The sequence below is a fragment of the Nocardioides sp. Leaf374 genome (genome assembly GCF_916862475.1).
GTDB lineage: Bacteria > Actinomycetota > Actinomycetes > Propionibacteriales > Nocardioidaceae > Nocardioides > Nocardioides kribbensis.
This window is the reverse complement of the sequence record NZ_CAKASO010000029.1, coordinates 1-16984: the sequence shown is the minus strand read 5'-3', so window position 1 is coordinate 16984 and position 16984 is coordinate 1. Positions and strand designations below refer to the sequence as shown.

Here is a 16984-nt window from a genome sequence, read left to right as displayed (position 1 = left end):
ATATCGCTGAACTAGACCGAAGTTAAGCCATGATCTGGATCAGCTGACCGAGGCGGACTCGTCGCTCCCACGCTCGCCCGCCCGGCTCCGGTCCGTGCCGGGCTCGGCCGCCGGCTGCGGTGCGGACGCTGCGGCCGCCGGGGTCCGCACGAGCAGTGCGAGCAGCACGGCCACCGCCGAGACCACGCCTCCCCAGAGCAGGGCGTCCTGCACGCCGGACGCCGTGGCGGCCGCGGCGGGAGACCCGCCCTCGGCGGCCCGCGTGGCGCCACGGGTCATCACCGTCACGAAGAGCGCCGTGCCCGCTGCGCCGGCCACCTGCTGCACCGTGCTCACGATGGCGCTGCCGTGGGAGTAGAGGTGCGGGGGCAGCGAGCCCAGCGCGGAGGTCAGCAGCGGCGTGAACATGAGCGCGATGCCGATGCTCAGCAGCACGTGGGCACCCACGACGGTGGCCGTGGCGGTGCCCTGGTCGAAGGTGCTCATCAGCCACAGCGCCGCACTGGCCACCACCGCGCCCGGTGGCACCAGGGGACGCGGGCCCACGCGGTCGAATATCCGACCGACGACCGGTGCCATGAGGCCCATGACGACACCGCCGGGCAGCAGGACCAGGCCGGTGCGCAGCGTGGAGAGGCCCAGGACGTCCTGCAGGAAGATGGGCAGCAGGATGAGGGTGCCGAAGAGCGCCATCATCGCCACCACGACGAGGGCGACGGCGACGGCGAAGGCCCGCGACCCGAAGGCCCGCAGGTCGAGCAGCGCCCGCTCCCCCAGCCGCAGCTGCCGGTGCACGAACAGGCCGAGGGCCACGAGGCCGGCTCCGAGGGGCACCCAGGGCGAGACCGGGGCGTCGCCCGAGGCGCTCTCGCCGATGCTGCTGAGGCCGTAGACCAGGCCGCTGAAGCCGAGGGCGGAGAGCACGACGGAGGCGACGTCGACCGGCACCGCGGTGCGCTCGGCCACGTCGCGGACCCACAGGCGCCCGAGCCCGAGCGCGAGCACCGCGATCGGCAGGACGATCCAGAACATCCATCGCCAGCTCAGCTGGTCGAGCACGACCCCCGACACCGTCGGGCCGACCGCCGGAGCCACCGAGATGACGATGGAGATCGTGCCCATCATGCGGCCGCGACGCTCGGCCGGCACGAGGTTGAGGATCGTGGTGATCAGCAGCGGCATCATGATGGCGGTGCCGGAGGCCTGCACCACCCGGGCGAGCACGAGCACGCCGAAGGTGGGGGCCAGCGCCGCGAGCAGCGTGCCGGCGGTGAACGCCGACATGGCCACCGTGAAGAGCGTGCGCAGCGAGAAGCGGCCGATGAGGTAGCCGGTGACCGGGATGACCACGGCCATGGTCAGCAGGAACGCGGTGGTGATCCACTGCGCGGTCGACGCCGCGATCGAGAACTCCCCCATCAGACGCGGCAGGGCCACGCTCATGATCGTCTCGTTGAGGATCACCACGAAGGCGGAGCCGACCAGCAGTGCGATCAGGCGCGCCGCACCCGGCGGCAGGCCCGCGCCGGGGTCCGCCGGGGCGGGGGCGTGGGGGTCGGTGAGCGTGTCGGGCACGAGGCTTCCCTCTCGGTGGCGGTGCGACGGCGGCAGGGGACGGACGGCGCGGCGCCGCTCCTCCCCGGGATCTTTCTGCACGGAGTACAACTTTGCACGTCGTCGGTTTTGTTCCACACTTCCCGGATGGGTCTGCGCGAGGACAAGAAGCAGGCCGCGTGGCAGGAGATCCGCGGCGCGGCGTGGCGCCTCTTCGCCGAGCGCGGTTTCGACGCGGTCAGCGTCGAGGAGATCGCCGGCGCCGCCGGCGTCTCGCGCAGCACCTTCTTCAACTACTTCCGCACCAAGGAAGCGGTGGTCGTCGACCCCGCGCCCCGTGTCGTACGCCGCCTCGACGACCTCCTGGCCGAGCAGCCGGTCGAGCGCGAGGCCTGGGAGGCGCTGACCGCGGTGCTGGTCGGGCTGACCCGGGCCGACCGTGACGACATGGTCGCGCGCCGCCGACTGGTCGCCGACAGTCCGGAGCTGCAGCGCGGCGCCCACGAGCTCGGCGAGCAGCTCGCCGCGCAGCTCGTGGCGTGGATGACGACCCGCCTGCCGCACGATCCGCTCGGGGCCGCCCTGGTGGTGGAGCTGTCGCTCGCCGCCACCCGCACCGCGTGGGCGGCGTGGCCCGAGGACGCCGGGGTGGACGCCTACCTCGCACTGCTCCAGGACTGCCTCAGCCGCGCGCGGCCCGCCGCGGACGGGCACGGTCGACCCGAGGCGCACTGAGTCTCACTGAGGCTCACTGAGGCTCACTGAGGCTCACTGAGGCTCACCGGCGCATCGCCCGCCAGGTGCGCTCGGAGCGCAGCCAGGAGGCGACGACCCGGGCGCAGGCGGTCGGGTCGGCCGCGACGGTCTCGCACCGTCGGCCACGACCGCCGCCCGCAGCCCAGGGCTGCACGCACACCCGCGTGCCGCCGGAGCGGTCGCCGCTCCGGTCACCGCCTCGGTCGCCGCCACGGTCACCGCCTCGGTCACCGCCTCGGTCGCCGCCTCGGTCGCCGCCTCGGTCGCCGCCTCGGTCACCGCCTCGGTCACCGGCGCACGAGCCCGGTCGCAGGCAGCCGGTGCGCACCAGCACCGCGCCCGCCTCCTGCCGCACCACGGCGCGCAGCGCCTCGAGGACAGGGGCGTGCGTCGGGCCGCAGCCGCCCGCCGCACACACCCCGACCGCCACCGTGGGCTCGCCGTCCTGACGCGTCCTGGCCATCACGCACCTCCTCGCCTCGGGCCGCACCTTCGACCACCAGCCAACCGTACATGCGAATGATTCTCGTTAGCGTAGCGCGGGGCAGGCGTCAGCCGTCAGGCGACCGTGCCCTCCCAGGTGAAGACCGCCCCGGCCTCGACGGCGTAGGTCCGCGAGGTCGTGCCCCCGACGACCACCCGCACCAGCTGGGTCTGCCCGGTGTCGTTGTAGCCGTAGACCCCGACCGTGCCGTCGGGGCGCACGAAGGCCGAGGACCACACGCTCCAGCTGGTGGTGGAGCTGGCCACGCTGACCGCCCCCGGACGGGCCGCGCGCGCCAGCTGCGCGAGCACGGCGTGCTCCGGGCCGGTGGTCACCGTGCGGTCGGGCGCCACGGCGAGCACGCCGCGGCAGGTCTTGCAGCCCCACTGCGACCCGGCGTCGAGACCCACGCCGGGGGTCGTGCTGAGCGCGGCGTTCCAGAACATCAGCCCGCCGGAGCCGGCCCGCACGCTGCGCACGACGAGGTGGGCGGAGTCCCAGCGGAAGGTGCCCCACCGGGAGTCGGTGGTGCCGGTGCACTCGGTGAGGATCGACGGCACGGGGAGGCCCGCCATCTGGTCCGGGGTGCCGCCGTAGCAGTGGAAGGCCGCGGCGGCGTGCGCGCCGGGCGCCTGAGCCAGCACCGCGTCGACGCGCGCCCGGTCGCTCCAGTTGTGGTCCACGGCCCACAGGTCGACGCCGAGCGCCCGCAGCCGGGGCGCGACCGCGGCGGCCACCCGTGCCAGCTGCTCGTCGCTCATGCGCATGGTCGTGTAGTCGCTGGCGTGCCCGGGCTCGTTGACGATGCTGAGCGCCGAGACCGGCACACCGCGTTCGCGCAGCCAGGCCGCCTGGGCCACGAGCATCGAGGCGTAGGACGCCTCCGCGCCCACCAGGAGCGACCCGCCGCGCAGCGAGCGGGAGTCCTTCATCGAGGCCGGTGCCGACCAGGGGGCCACGACGACCTCCAGGTCGGGGTTGAGCGGCAGGGCCCGGGTCAGCAGGTAGTCCACCGCCCTCCTGGCCTCGGCGGGCGGCGTCACCCTGCGCCCGTCCCACCCCCACGTCCACAACCGGGTGGAGAAGTCGGTCGACGACAGCGGGAGGCGCACCCAGTCCAGCCGTGCGCCGTCGGTGCGGGTGCGGTCGAAGAGCAGGCGGGTGGCGGCGTCGTTGCCGCCGAGCTGGACGACGGCGGCGTCGGTGAGGGCGGCGCCGACCCCGCGCCAGACCTGCGCGCGGCGCGAGGTGTCGACGGTGACCGTCGCGGTGGCCGCGGCGGTCGTCGCGGCCACGGGCACGACCGTGCGGGCGGCGTCGGCGCCCGACGACAGCGTCATCCGGTCCACCGTGACGACGCTAGCGCCCAGGTGCACCGGCACGCGCGGGCGGGCGGAGGCGGTGGCGCCCAGCGCCAGGACGAGGGCCAGCCCGACGAGCAGGGCGAGGCCGCGGCGGGTCACGTGTCGCGGCGTACGGCGGGGGCGTGCGGGCGTGGCGGACGAGGGGGTGTCGGGGGTCATCGCTGTCGTTCCTGGTGGGTCCGGCGTCAGGGGGGTGCCGGGCAGTCGCACCATCGGCGGCGGGCGGGCCGACCGGAGGGGTTCGAGGTCACCGTCCGGTCTCGGAGGGTGGTGCCGGACGTCGACTTGCCTACGACTCGTAGGCAGATGCAGGATGTGCTTAGCAATCCCGGGACGGAGACACACGACATGGCGCGCGCAGGACTCACGACGCAGCGACTCACCCTCGAGGCCGCCGACCTGGCCGACGAGGCCGGCTTCGCCGCGGTCACCCCCGCCGCGCTCGCCCGGCGCGTGGGGGTGCGACCCGCGAGCCTCTACTCCCACCTGCGCGATGCCGACGACCTGCGCACCCGCGTCGCCCTGCTGGCCCTGCAGGAGATGGCCGACCGGGTCGCCGCGGCCGTCGCCGGCCGCGCCGGCAAGGACGCCCTCGTCGCCTTCGGCGGTGCCTACCGCGACTACGCCCGGGAGCACCCCGGCCGTCACGACGCCGCGAGGCTGCGGCTCGACCCCGCCACGGCCGCCGCCAGCGCCGGCCCGCGCCACGCCGAGCTGGCCCGCGCGGTGCTCCGTGGCTACGACCTCACCGGGGAGGACCAGACCCACGCCGTGCGCCTGCTCGGCAGCGTCTTCCACGGCTACACCAGCCTCGAGGCGGCCGGTGGCTTCAGCCACAGCAGTCCCGACAGCGACACCACCTGGCGCCGCACGCTCGACGCGCTCGACGTGCTGCTGCGCCGCTGGCCCGACCCCACCCAGGAGACACCGTGACCCGCGACCCCCGCCCCTCACCCTCCACCTCGCCCACCACCTCCCCCACCCCGAGCCCCGCCCCGAGCCCCGCCAGCACGCTCGCGCACCGGGTCTCGTTCACCACCTCGGCCGGGCACGCCCTCGTCCGCGGGGCGCTCGACCTCGAGGACACCGACCGCGGTCTGGTGCCGCACCGGCTGCCCCGGTGGGTGCGCGAGCGCCATGCCGACGCCCAGCTGGCGATGGCGCAGTCGCAGACCTCCGGCGTGCGGCTGCTGGTGCGCACCCGGGCCACGACGCTCGCCCTGGAGGCCGTGCCGACCAAGCGGGTCTACCCCGGCCTGCCCGCCCGTCCCGACGGCGTCTACGACCTGCTCGTCGACGACGTGCCGACCGCCGAGGCCACCATCCGCGGCGGCGACACCGTCACCCTCGACATGGCCGCCGGGACCGCACGCCACGACCTCGGCGCCGCCGGCACCGCCACCTTCACCGGTCTGCCCGCCCACGACAAGACCGTCGAGATCTGGCTGCCCCACGACGAGACGACCACCCTGGTCTCGCTGGGCTCCGACGCCCCGGTCGGCCCCGCCGAGCGTGCCGACCGCCCGGTCTGGCTGCACCACGGCAGCTCCCTGAGCCACGGGTCCTTCGCCGCGAGCCCCACGGGCACGTGGCCGGCGGTCGCGGCCCGTGCCGCCGGGGTCGAGCTGGTCAACCTCGGACTGGGCGGCAGCGCCCTGCTCGATCCCTTCCTGGCCCGCACGCTGCGCGACACCCCGGCCGACCTGATCAGCCTCGAGATCGGCATCAACGTCGTCAACGCCGACCTGATGCGGCTGCGCGCCTTCGTGCCCGCGGTCCACGGCTTCCTCGACACCATCCGTGACGGACACCCCGACACGCCCCTGCTCGTGCTCTCCCCGCTGCTGTGCCCTCTCCACGAGGACACCCCCGGGCCGACCGCTCCCGACCTCGACGCCCTGCGCGCCGGCGAGCTGCGCTTCGTCGCCACGGGCGACCCGGCCGATGTCGCCGCGGGCCGGCTCACGCTCTCCGTCGTACGCCGCGAGCTCGCGGGCCTGGTCGCGGCACGCGCCGACGACCCCCACCTGCACCTGCTCGACGGCCTCGAGCTCTACGACGAGGCCGACCACGCCCGGCACCCGCTCGTGGACGGCCTCCACCCGGGACCCGAGACGCACCGCGAGGTCGGTGAGCGGTTCGCGGGCGTCGCACGGAGTCTGGCGTCAGGACTCCTGCGATGATGGGGTCAAGACGGGTGCTCGGCTGCCGATGGGGTGGGTCGGACCCGTCCCCCCGACCCGTGAGGTGGTGCAGCAGGTGCGTCGCGACTCCCCCCACGTCGCCTTCGCGACCTGGACGGGGGCCTTCGTGCTCGCGGCTGTGGTTGGTCTCTACACCAAGCCGGCCGACTCCGCGATCGCCCTCTTCTGGCCCGCGGCCGGCGTCGCCGTCAGCTGGCTGCTGGCATCGCGGACCGCACCGGCCCGGGCGGGGGTGCTGCTCGTCGTCGCCTCCGTCCTCGTGGTGCAGGCCACCGTCGTCTACGACGGCGTCGCGGCGGTCCTGCTCGCCGCCGCCACCCACGTGGTCCTGGCCGGCGGCTGCGCGGCCCTGCTGCACCGGCTGGCGCTGAGCGAGGCCGGTCCCGAGGACCCGTGGGGGCCGCTCCGGTCGGCTCACGGCCTGATGGCCGTGATCGTCTCGGCCGCCGCCGCCTCGCTCGGCACCTCGCCCCTCATCGCGGCCGCCGTCGTGGCCTCCGGGGGCGTGTGGTCGTGGGAGACCCCGTTGGCCTGGACCGGACGCAACGCCGTGGCCGTCGTGCTGGTCACCGTCACCGTGGTCGCGGTCTGCTCCGACGGCCGCTCGACCCTCGCGGCGCGCGACCGGGTGCGCGCGGCGCGGCCCTCCCGGTCGGGCCTGGGCGCCCGGGTGGGCGGCTCCGTGCCCGAGCTGGGTCTGCTGCTGCTCGCGACCGCCACCGCGCTCGTCGTGGTGTTCCAGGTCGCTCCCGGGCTGCCCCTGGTGTTCGTGCTGGTCGCGGTCGTGGCCTGGGCCGGCGCCCGCTTCGCGGTGGAGACCGCCGCCCTGCACGTGCTCGCCACCTCGATGGCGGTGATCGCTGCGACGGCGCTCGGCGTGGGGCCGTTCGCCGAGGTGACCGATCCGCTCATGCGGGCGCTCGTCGCACAACTGTTCGTGGGCCTGTGCTTCTGCCTCGCCCTCACCCTCGCGCTCGGGGAGGAGCGTCACGAGCGGCTCGCGACCCGGCTGCGCGCCTCGGAGGCCGAGGCCCGGGCGCAGGCCGACCTGCTCGCCACCGTCACGGCCTCCATGACCGACGCCCTGGTGGTGCTCGGGGCCGACGGCACGGTCGTGCTGGCCAACCAGGCCGCCCGCTCCCTGCTCGGCGGCTCGACCGTCGTGGCGCTCGACGACCCGGCACGCCACGGCTTCTTCCTCCCCGACGGCACGCCCATCCCCACCGAGGACGGTCTCCACAGCCGCGCGCTGCGCGGGGAGACCGTCGCCGGGGAGCTGGTGCAGCACGTCGCCGCCGGCAGCGGCGAGCGGCGCTTCCTGTCGGTGGGCGCCGCACCCCTGCCCGGCACGCAGGCCTCCGCGGTCTTCCTGCTGCGCGACGTCACCCGCGAGCAGATGCACCTGCGCCAGGTGCAGGGCTTCGCCGGCATGGTCGCCCACGACCTGAAGTCCCCGCTGGCCGCCCTGACCGGGTGGCACCAGATGCTGGACGAGGAGCTCGACGCCCTCGGAGCACCGGCGGCCACCGCCGCCGGCATGAACGACCGCATCGGGTCCTCGACCCGCCGCATGGCCCGGCTCATCGACGACCTCCTCGGCTACGCCCGCGCCCAGGCCGCCGAGCACCACCCCGAGCCCGTCGACCTCGACGCCGTGGTCGGCGAGGTCCTGGCCGACCGACCCGACCTCGGGCCCGGGGCCGTCTCCTGCGCCACGGGCGCGGTCCTGCACGCCGACCCCGTGCAGCTGCGCCAGGTCATGGCCAACCTCGTGGGCAACGCGTTGAAGTACGTCGCGCCCGGCACCACCCCCCGGGTCCGGATCAGCGCCCGCACCACCCACGGCTGGGACGAGGTCGTCGTCGACGACAACGGCGTCGGCATCCCGGCCGGCCAGCACGAGGCCGTCTTCGACCCCTTTGTGCGCATGCACACCGGCTACGAGGGCACCGGGCTGGGGCTGGCCATCTGCCGCACCGTCGCCGACAAGCACGGCGGCTCCCTCACCGCCCGCACCGGACCCGAGGGCGTCGGCACCCGGATGGTGCTGCGCCTGCCGTCGGGCGGCCCGGCCGCCGGCCCGGCCGTCGGCCCGGGCACGGAGCGACCCTCGGCACGGCCGGCCTCCGACCGGGTCGTCCCAGGCGCCCTGCGACCGGTCGGGTCCGCCGAGCACGGCTGAGGCCACCGCCGCGGCGTCGCCCGCCTGCCCGCGCGGCCGCGGGCCGCGGGGGCGGGCGCCCGTGCGGGCCGGGTGGGTCTTCGTGCGCAGCGTGGATGCGTATCCACGGTCCGCATGACGTCCGCGCGCACGGCACCGCCAGGAGCATGCCGCGCGCCTCGACCCGTCCCACCCCGTCAGGCGGTGACATCACCGGGCCCGACCTGCGGGGCCCCTCGACCGCACGCCCGGGCGGCCACCGACCCACCCCACGGGAGGGAGCTGGACCCCCCGGCCGGTGCGGTTGCGTGGAGGACGTCGAGGGACCACCGCGACGGCCCGAGCGGCCGAGCACCTCTCGTCCTCGACGACAGGAGACGACATGACCCACACCCAGGACACCACCACGGGCCCCCACGACGGGCTCGGCACCACCGAGGCGCCGGGCACCGGGGCCCAGGCGCAGCACGCAGCCTCCACCGCGGCCGACGAGACCCGTCACGTCGCGTCGGTGGCCGGTGAGGAGGCCGGCACCGTGGCCGCCGAGGCCCGGGCCCAGGCCCGCAGCGTGCTCGACGACGCGGTCGCCCAGGCCACGGAGCAGTCACGCACGCAGCGCGACCGTCTGGTCACGACGCTGCACGGCCTCAGCGACGATCTCGACCAGATGGCCTCCAGCGGCACACGGTCGGGGCTGGCCACCGAGGCCGCCCGTCAGGTCTCGCAGCGCGCCCGCAGCCTCGGCACCCACCTCGACGGGCGCGAGCCCAGCGACCTGCTCGACGACGTCAGGGGCTTCGCCCGCCGCCGACCGGGCGTGTTCCTCGCCGGAGCGCTCGCCGCAGGGGTCGTCACCGGGCGCCTGCTCAGCGGTGCCCGCGCCTCCGGGTCCGCCTCGGGCGCCCCGACCGGCACCGAGGACGCCCGGGGCGCCGCGTCGCCGGTCCTGCCGCCCACCACCCCGGGCACCACACCGGTGGCTCCGCCGAGCACCCCCACCCCCGTGACGCCGGCGACGACGGCCGTCCCGGCCCCCGGCGCCGACGACGCTCCCCGGAGCGACCCGCTGGCCGATCCCCTGGCCGACCCGCTGGGCGACCCGCTGGCCGACCCCCTGGGTCACGACGACCGCCCGGGGTCGCTGCGATGACCCAGACCCCGACGCCCGACGGCGGTCAGCGCAGCCTCGGCGAGATCGTGGGCGACATCACCCAGGACCTCACCACCCTGGTCCGCCAGGAGCTGGACCTCGCCAAGACCGAGATGAAGCAGGAGGCCGGCCGGGCCGGCAAGGGTGCCGGCCTGCTCGGCGGCGCCGGCGTGGCCGGGTCCAACCTGCTGCTGTTCCTCTCCGCGGCGGCGATGTTCGGCCTCGACGCCGTGCTGCCGCTGTGGCTGGCCGCGCTCGTCGTGGCCCTGGTGTGGGGCGTCGTCGCCGGCGTCCTCGCCCTGACCGGCAAGAAGGCTCTCCAGCAGAGCAACCCGCAGCTGCCGACCACGCAGCGCACCCTCAAGGAGGACGCATCATGGGCCAGAGCACAGAAGAGCTGAGCAACGACATCGCAGGCACCCGCGAGGCCCTCGCACAGGACCTCGACGCCCTGCAGGACCGGGTGAGCCCGAGCGCGATCGTCGAGCGTCGCAAGGCCGCCGTGCGCGGGCGCGCCTCGTCGGTGCGCGACCGGGTGATGGGCACCGCCTCGGGGGTCCGTGACTCGGCCGGCTCCACCGCCGGCAGCGCCACCGACGGGGTGCGCGGCGCGGCCTCGAGCGCTGCCGACAGCACCGGCAGCGCCGTGCAGGGCAGCCCGCTCGGTGCCGGGCTGGTGGCCTTCGGCGCAGGGCTGCTCGTCGCCGCGCTCGTCCCGGCCAGCGACGCCGAGGCACGTCTCGCGCAGCAGACCGTCGACGCCGCCAAGGAGCACGGCCAGCCCGTGGTCGACGAGGTCAAGCAGGCCGGTCAGGACGTGGCCGGGCACCTCAAGGACAGCGCCGCCGACGCCGCCGCGCAGGTCAAGGACACCGCGCAGCAGTCCGCCGCCCGGGTCCAGGACGAGGGCTCCTCGTCGGTGCAGAGCGTGCGCGCCGAGACCCCTAGCGCCTGAACCGGTCGCACGACGTACGACGACCGCCGCCGCCCCTCCGAGGGGAGCGGCGGTCGTCGCACGCCGGGTCGATGGTGACGCGGGCCGGCGCCCCTGCTCACTCCCCCGCTGGCGGTGACGCCACCTCGACGCTCGACGGCAGCTCCGCGCGCAACAGCGCGAGCAGTCGTGCCTTCTCCTCGTCGCCGCCACCCGTCTCGCTCCACCGGCAGCAGGCGTCGAAGGTGGCACGGGTCATTCCGTACGGCTCCCAGTCGGCGTAGTCCTCGCCGAGGCCGCCTTCGTCGTCCCAGAACGGCCCGGCGTACTCGTGGTGCCTCAGCTCGACGTAGGTGACGGGGGCGGCGCCGCTCGCCTCAGCGGGTCGGGCCGAGTCGTAGGAGAAGCCGGAGGACCGGGGCTCGCTGGTCCCACCCGTCATCTCAGGCAGCTGCCGCCGGAGACGCCGTACACCGCGCTGTCGTCGGGGGCACGCGACTGCGACCTCTCCAGCGCCTCGATGGTCGTGCGCAGGTCCTCCTGGCACGCGGACACCTCGGCGCGACCGAGGACGTAGCCGGCCAGTCCGGACGTCGCGGCGATCAGGACGGCAGCGATGCCGAGCAGCAGGACCCTGGACACGCACCCATCCTCGCTGATCTGCCTGTGTCGGAGGAAGTCCCGAGACGCGAGAAGAGGGTGCCGGATCGCTCCGGCACCCTCTCCCACCTGCATCTTCTCCGGTCGGGCTGACAGGATTTGAACCTGCGACCCCTTGACCCCCAGTCAAGTGCGCTACCAAGCTGCGCTACAGCCCGAACCCCGTCCCGTGCGGCCACGCGAGCGTGACCGGGACAGCGCGTGAACACTACAACACCCCGGCTCCCGGTCCGGAATCGACCCCGCCGCACGCACCCGACCGGGCTCCGGGGCGGGCGGTCAGCGGAAGTCGCGGGAGGTCTGGCGCAGCTGGAGGGCCGAGCCCGCACCGGCGATGACCGAGTCGAGGGTGACCACGCGGTCGGCGACCAGGTTGGTCACGCCCTCCTCCCGCTCGAGGATCCCGCGCACCACCACCGCGACCGCGCCCCGCGCCGCGGAGCGGTGCGCGCGCATCACGCCGACCGAGCAGACGACGTTGAGCATCCCGGTCTCGTCCTCGACGTTGAGGAAGGTGATGCCCTGCGCGGTGCCCGGGCGCTGCCGGTGGGTGACCAGGCCCGCGACGTGCACGCGACGGCCGGGCTCGGCGCGCGCGAGGTCGGCCACCGAGGAGATGCCGCTGCCGGTGAGCAGCTCGCGCAGGTGCTCGACCGGGTGGGTCTCGGGCGAGACCCGGGTGGCCCAGAGGTCGGCCAGGGTCACCTCCTCCGCGCTCATGCCGGGCAGCGTCGGCGGGGCCGGCGAGGGCGTGGAGCCGGGCAGGTGGTCGGCGCTCTCCGAGGCGCCCGCGGCCCACAGCGCCTGGCGCCGGTCGAGCCCCAGGCACTCCAGCGCCCCGGCGGTGGCGAGCGCCTCCAGCTGCTGGGTCGACAGCCCCACGCGCCGTGACAGGTCGGTCACCGAGGTGTACGCCGCCTCCGCGCGCGCGGCCACGATCCGCGCCGCGACGTCGGCGCCGATCCCGCGCACCGAGTCCAGCCCCAGGCGCACGACCAGGTGGCCGTCGCGCCGGTGGGTGCGGGTGGGGTCGGGGCGGGCCGGGTCCCACTCCGCGCGCTCGAAGGACGCCGCGAGGCACTCGTCGAGACCGGTCGCACCCGTCGTACCCGTCCCGCCGGGGTCCACCGGCTCGAGCCCGGCCTGCACCCCGGAGCGCGCCAGGTCGGGGCGGCGTACCTCGACGCCGTGGCGGCGGGCGTCGCCCACCAGCGACTGCGGGGAGTAGAAGCCCATCGGCTGGGTGCACAGCAGACCGACCAGGAAGGCCGCGGGGTAGTGCAGCTTGAACCACGACGAGGCGTAGACCAGCAGCGCGAAGCTCAGCGCGTGGGACTCCGCGAAGCCGAAGTTGGCGAAGGAGAGGATCTTGACGTAGATCGCGTCGGCGGCGTCGCCGACCAGCCCGCGGCGCTCCATGCCGGCGTAGAGCTTCGCCTTGACGCTCTCGATCCTCTCGACGCCGCGCTTGGAGCCCATGGCCCGGCGCAGCAGGTCGGCGTCGTCGCGCGAGCAGTCGCCCAGGGTCACCGCCATCGCCATCAGCTGCTCCTGGAAGAGCGGCACCCCGCGGGTGCGCTCGAGCACCGGCACCAGCTCGGGGTGGTCGTAGACGACCGGCTCCTTGCCGGTGGCCCGGCGCACGTAGGGGTGGACCGCACCGCCCTGGATCGGCCCGGGGCGGATGAGGGCGATCTCGATGGCCAGGTCGTAGAACTCCCGCGGCTGCAGGCGCGGCAGCGTGCCGATCTGGGCGCGGCTCTCGACCTGGAAGACGCCGATGGAGTCGGCGCGGCAGAGCATGTCGTAGACCGACGGCTCCTCGCGCGGGATCGTGGCCAGGGTCCAGCGCTCCCCCAGGTGCTCCTCGGTCAGGCGCATCATGTGGTCGAGCGCGCCGAGCATGCCCAGGCCCAGCAGGTCGAACTTCACCAGCCCCATCGACTCGCAGCCGTCCTTGTCCCACTGCAGCACCGTGCGGTCCTCCATGCGGGCCCGCTCGATCGGGCACACCTCCCCCACCGGGCGCTCGGTCAGCACCATGCCACCGGAGTGGATGCCGAGGTGGCGCGGCGCCCCCAGCAGCTGCTCGGCCAGCGCCACCACCGGGCGCGGGATGTCGAGCGCGGGGCCGCCCTCGGGGTCGCGGGCGTCGGCGGCCACCACCGAGCTCCAGCCGTCGACCTGCTTCGACCACGCGTCCTGCTGGCCCTGGGAGTGGCCCAGCGCCTTGGCGGCGTCGCGCACCGCCATGCGGGGGCGGTAGGCGACGACGTTGGCGACCTGGGCGGCGTTGCGCCGCCCGTAGGTGCGGTAGACCCACTGGATCACCTCCTCACGCCGGTCGGAGTCGAAGTCGACGTCGATGTCGGGCTCCTCGTCGCGGTGGGCGGAGATGAAGCGCTCGAAGGGCAGGCGGTAGAAGACGGCGTCGACGGCGGTGATGCCGAGCGCGAAGCAGACCGCGGAGCTGGCCGCCGAGCCGCGGCCCTGGCACAGGATGCCGCGCTCGCGGGCGAAGGCGACGATGTCGTGCACGATGACGAAGTAGCCCGCGAAGTCCTTCTCCTCGATCACCCGCAGCTCGTGGTGGACGCGCTCGCGGGCCTCGGCCTCCATCGGCGTGCCGGCGTAGCGCTCCTCGAAGCCCCGCCAGGCCAGCACCCGCAGCCACGAGCTGGGGGTGTGGCCCTCGGGGATGCGGTGCTTGGGCAGGCGCGGGGAGGCCTTGCGCAGGTCGAAGGCCAGCTCCTCGGCCAGCGCGACCGAGCGCCGCACCGCCTCGGGGCGGGTCGCCATCGCCGCGGCCACCTCCGCCCCGCTGCGCAGGTGGGCCGCGCCGGAGAGGTCGAGCCAGCCGTCCATGTCGGCCAGGCTGCGCCGGGCTCGCACCGCCGCCATGGCCGCGGCCAGCCGGCGCCCGGAGGGCTGGGCGAAGTGGACGTTGCCGGTGGCCACCACCGGCAGCCCGTGGTCGCGGGCCAGGCCGGCGAGCAGCTCGTTGGCCTCGGCGTCCTGCGGCGTCGGTCGCGCCGAGAGCTCGACGACCACCCCGTCGAGGCCGAAGCGGGCGGTGAGCCGGTCGAGCTCGAGGGCCGCGGCCGTCGGCCCGCCCGCCGCGAGCGCCCGGTGCACCGTGCCCTTGCGGCAGCCGGTGAGCACCACCCAGTGCCCCCGGCCGCGCTCGGCCAGCTCGTCGAGGTCGTGGTCGGGGCGGCCCTTCTCGTCACCGCGCAGGTTGGCCTCGGTCATCGCGCCCGCGAGCCGGTGGTAGCCCTCCACCCCCCGCGCCAGCACCAGCAGGTGGGAGCCCTCGGGGTCGGCCACGCCGTTCTGCGGGCGGGTCAGCCCCAGCGACAGCTCGGCGCCGAAGACCGTGCGCAGGTCGTGGACCGCGGCGGCCTCGGCCAGCAGCGGCGCCCCGTGGAAGCCGTCGTGGTCGGTCAGTGCCAGCCCGCTCAGCCCCAGGCGCACCGCCTCCTCCACCAGCTCCCCCGGCGAGCTCGCCCCGTCGAGGAAGCTGAAGTGGGAGTGGCAGTGCAGCTCGGCGTACGGCGTGACCGCCGCCGGACGCTCGATGGGCCGCTGCGAGGGGCGGGCGTGCTTGCGCCGCGAGATCGGCGCGTCCTCGGCACCGGGCGCGCCGGGACGACCGGAGAGCCGCCTCTCCAGCTCGCGCCAGGGCACCGCGGGGTTGGACCAGCCCATCAGTCGTAGCCCGCCTCGAGGGTCCACCCGGCGGTGCTCCACCGCAGCAGCCAGGCGCGACCGTCGACGCCGACGACCTGGAAGCGCGCGGCGCGGGAGCCGTCGGCCGGGGCGCTCTCCACCCACCACTCCTCGTCGACCGGCCACGGGCCGGCCCAGGAGGCCACCGGCTGCCAGGGCCGCTCACCCGGGCGGCCCGGTGCCCCCGGTGCCCCGCTGGGCGGGTGTGCGCCGGCGCCGACCTGCGGACGGCCGGTGGTGCGGGCGACGACCTGCGGGGTGTCCTCGAGGGCCCACAGGCCCTCCTGTGCTCCCGCCCGGCCGCCCGCCTGGGGCACACCGGCGGAACCGGGCGCCGCGACCAGCAGCGCGGCGCCGAAGCGGAAGCGCCGCGGGTCGGCACTCACCGCGCCCCGCTCGCTGACCGCCACCGGGTGGCCGGTCCCGTCGACGACCTCGGCCACCCGCGGCGGGCTGAACACCCGCACCGGGGGCGGGCCGGGCACCCGGGTCGGCCACGGCCGGTCGAGGGGGCGCAGCCCGGTGGGCCGCTCGCCCCAGGGCACGCTGGCCTGCCGCTCGGCCGGCGAGCGCCCGCCCTGGAGCACGGGGCGCAGCACGGACTCGAAGCCGATCATCGCCTGCACCCGCGCCACCCCCCGCTCGACGAGCTCGTCGCTGCCGCCGCCCCACAGCGCCTCGGCGTGGGCCGCGGCGGGCTCGACGGTCTCGGGCACGAAGCGCACCCGCTCCACCGGCGCGCGCACGACGCCCGCGTCGTGGCGCGAGCGCAGCGACCCGCCCTCGCCCTGCAGCTGCCAGTGCACCCGGTCGACGAGGTCGCGCGCGGTGAAGCAGCGCGGGTGCAGCCAGGCCCGGCTGGAGACGACGACGCCCTCGCTCTCGGCCTCGACCCGCACCTCGGTGGCCACCAGCTGACGCGAGGCGAGCCCGGAGACGAGGCGCTCGGCGGTGGTGCGCACGCTGAAGCAGACGGCCTCCACCGACTCCAGGGGCGGCTCGAAGACGACCTCGACGTCGAGGTCGGGCGGCGGGGTGCGCTCGCCCAGGACGCTGCGGCCCGCGCCGCGCACCCGGTGCCACAGGTCGGCGCCGTAGCGGCCGAAGCGGTCCTGCACCGAGGCCAGCGGCAGCCCGGCCAGGTCGCCCAGCGTGCCCAGCCCGAGACGACCCACCAGCGAGGCGACCTCGCGCCCCGCCTGCCCGTCGCTCTCCAGCACCCGCACCGGCAGTCCGCGCAGGAAGTCGGCCGAGCCGCCCGAGGGCACGACCACGGCCTCCTGCACCGCGGCGGTGCGGGCGGCCTGCTCGGCGGTGAACACGTCGTCGGCCACCCCGATGCGGCAGTCCCAGACCCCGGCGTCGACCAGGGTCTGGGCGACCAGCGCGGCGGCGTGCTCCTCCCCGCCGAAGTAGCGCCCGGGCGCGCGCACCGCGAGCAGCCCGGGCCGCATCGGGGAGACCCCCGGGCGCAGCTCCTCCACGGCCGCGAGCACCGGCTCGAAGTGGCGCGCGTCGCGCTCCGGACCGGCCTCCAGCAGCAGCAGCTCGGGGCAGCGGGCCTGCGCGTCGCGCTTGCGCTGTCCGCGTCGTACGCCGCTGTCGCGGGCCGGGCCGTTGCACACCTCCACCGCGCCGGCGGCCAGCACCGCCGCGGGCAGCTGGCGCGAGCGTCGCGCCTCGGCCAGGCCGGCCACCACCGACCAGTCGGGGCACCACACCACCATCACCCGCACGCGCCGGCCTCCTCGACGACCAGGCCGCCCGGCCCACGCACGCCGACGGGTCCAGCCGGGCCGCCCGGGCCGCGCGGACCGACCGGCTCGAGCGCCGGGCCCCGGGGGCGGGAGACCCGGGCCGCTCGCTCGGACCGCTCGTCGACGCCGACCAGCGGCGCGTCGATCCCGGGGAACCACACCTCCGCACGCGCCGGGGTCGCCGTCTTCTTGGCGGCGGTCTTGGTCGCGGTCTTCTTGGCGGTCGTCTTC

Annotated in this window: 13 protein-coding genes, 1 tRNA gene and 1 pseudogene; 7 read left to right on the top strand and 8 right to left on the bottom strand. The window is 75.7% G+C overall.

Going from position 1 to position 16984, the window contains the following annotated elements:
• Positions 1-39: 39 nt before the first annotated feature.
• Entirely contained in the window at positions 40-1575 is a 1536-nt protein-coding gene (locus LPA27_RS13270; RefSeq protein ID WP_228942736.1) for a DHA2 family efflux MFS transporter permease subunit, read from the bottom strand.
• A gap of 126 nt (positions 1576-1701) precedes the next feature.
• On the opposite strand from LPA27_RS13270, the gene LPA27_RS13265 reads away from it, so the two are divergent.
• A complete protein-coding gene (locus tag LPA27_RS13265; RefSeq protein WP_228942735.1) occupies positions 1702-2289 on the top strand; it encodes a TetR family transcriptional regulator in 588 nt (195 codons plus the stop codon).
• Positions 2290-2868: 579 nt separating this feature from the next.
• Here LPA27_RS13265 and LPA27_RS13260 read toward each other — a convergent pair.
• A complete protein-coding gene (locus LPA27_RS13260; protein WP_228942734.1) occupies positions 2869-4257 on the bottom strand; it encodes a glycoside hydrolase family 30 beta sandwich domain-containing protein in 1389 nt (462 codons plus the stop codon).
• 249 nt (positions 4258-4506) lie between these two features.
• Here LPA27_RS13260 and LPA27_RS13255 point away from each other — a divergent pair, with 249 nt between their 5' ends.
• From LPA27_RS13255 to LPA27_RS13230, 6 genes are all read left to right on the top strand, one after another.
• Positions 4507-5091 (top strand): TetR/AcrR family transcriptional regulator, encoded by a 585-nt coding sequence (locus LPA27_RS13255; RefSeq protein ID WP_056864503.1) that lies wholly within the window; start codon positions 4507-4509, stop codon positions 5089-5091.
• Complete coding sequence (locus tag LPA27_RS13250) at positions 5088-6341, top strand: GDSL-type esterase/lipase family protein (RefSeq protein WP_228942733.1); 1254 nt, start codon at positions 5088-5090, stop codon at positions 6339-6341. The genes LPA27_RS13255 and LPA27_RS13250 overlap by 4 nt, the downstream gene beginning before the upstream one ends.
• A 76-nt stretch (positions 6342-6417) precedes the next feature.
• Complete coding sequence (locus tag LPA27_RS13245; RefSeq protein WP_228942732.1) at positions 6418-8544, top strand: sensor histidine kinase; 2127 nt, start codon at positions 6418-6420, stop codon at positions 8542-8544.
• A 361-nt stretch (positions 8545-8905) separates the two neighbouring features.
• Entirely contained in the window at positions 8906-9673 is a 768-nt protein-coding gene (locus LPA27_RS13240) for a hypothetical protein (protein WP_228942731.1), read from the top strand.
• Positions 9670-10074 (top strand): phage holin family protein, encoded by a 405-nt coding sequence (locus LPA27_RS13235; protein ID WP_228942730.1) that lies wholly within the window; start codon positions 9670-9672, stop codon positions 10072-10074. The genes LPA27_RS13240 and LPA27_RS13235 overlap by 4 nt, the downstream gene beginning before the upstream one ends.
• Positions 10050-10628 carry a DUF3618 domain-containing protein gene (locus tag LPA27_RS13230; RefSeq protein WP_228942729.1) on the top strand — a complete coding sequence of 193 codons (579 nt, stop codon included), beginning with the start codon at positions 10050-10052 and terminating at the stop codon, positions 10626-10628. Before LPA27_RS13235 ends, LPA27_RS13230 begins: the two co-directional genes overlap by 25 nt.
• Before the next feature lie 97 nt (positions 10629-10725).
• Here the strand turns inward: LPA27_RS13230 and LPA27_RS13225 are convergent, their stop codons facing one another.
• The 6 genes and pseudogenes from LPA27_RS13225 to LPA27_RS13200 all read right to left on the bottom strand — a co-directional run.
• Positions 10726-11049 (bottom strand): hypothetical protein, encoded by a 324-nt coding sequence (locus LPA27_RS13225; protein ID WP_228942728.1) that lies wholly within the window; start codon positions 11047-11049, stop codon positions 10726-10728.
• On the bottom strand, positions 11046-11249 hold the full coding sequence (locus LPA27_RS13220; protein ID WP_082502940.1) for a hypothetical protein: 204 nt from the start codon (positions 11247-11249) through the stop codon (positions 11046-11048). Before LPA27_RS13220 ends, LPA27_RS13225 begins: the two co-directional genes overlap by 4 nt.
• 102 nt (positions 11250-11351) lie before the next feature.
• Positions 11352-11425: transfer RNA gene (locus tag LPA27_RS13215), tRNA-Pro, on the bottom strand.
• Between the two features lie 121 nt (positions 11426-11546).
• A complete protein-coding gene (locus LPA27_RS13210; RefSeq protein WP_228942763.1) occupies positions 11547-14975 on the bottom strand; it encodes an error-prone DNA polymerase in 3429 nt (1142 codons plus the stop codon).
• Entirely contained in the window at positions 14975-16723 is a 1749-nt protein-coding gene (locus LPA27_RS13205) for a DNA polymerase Y family protein (RefSeq protein ID WP_228942762.1), read from the bottom strand. Before LPA27_RS13205 ends, LPA27_RS13210 begins: the two co-directional genes overlap by 1 nt.
• Positions 16723-16984 (bottom strand): annotated as a pseudogene (locus tag LPA27_RS13200) (hypothetical protein); the annotation flags it as partial. The gene LPA27_RS13205 and the pseudogene LPA27_RS13200, both read right to left, overlap by 1 nt.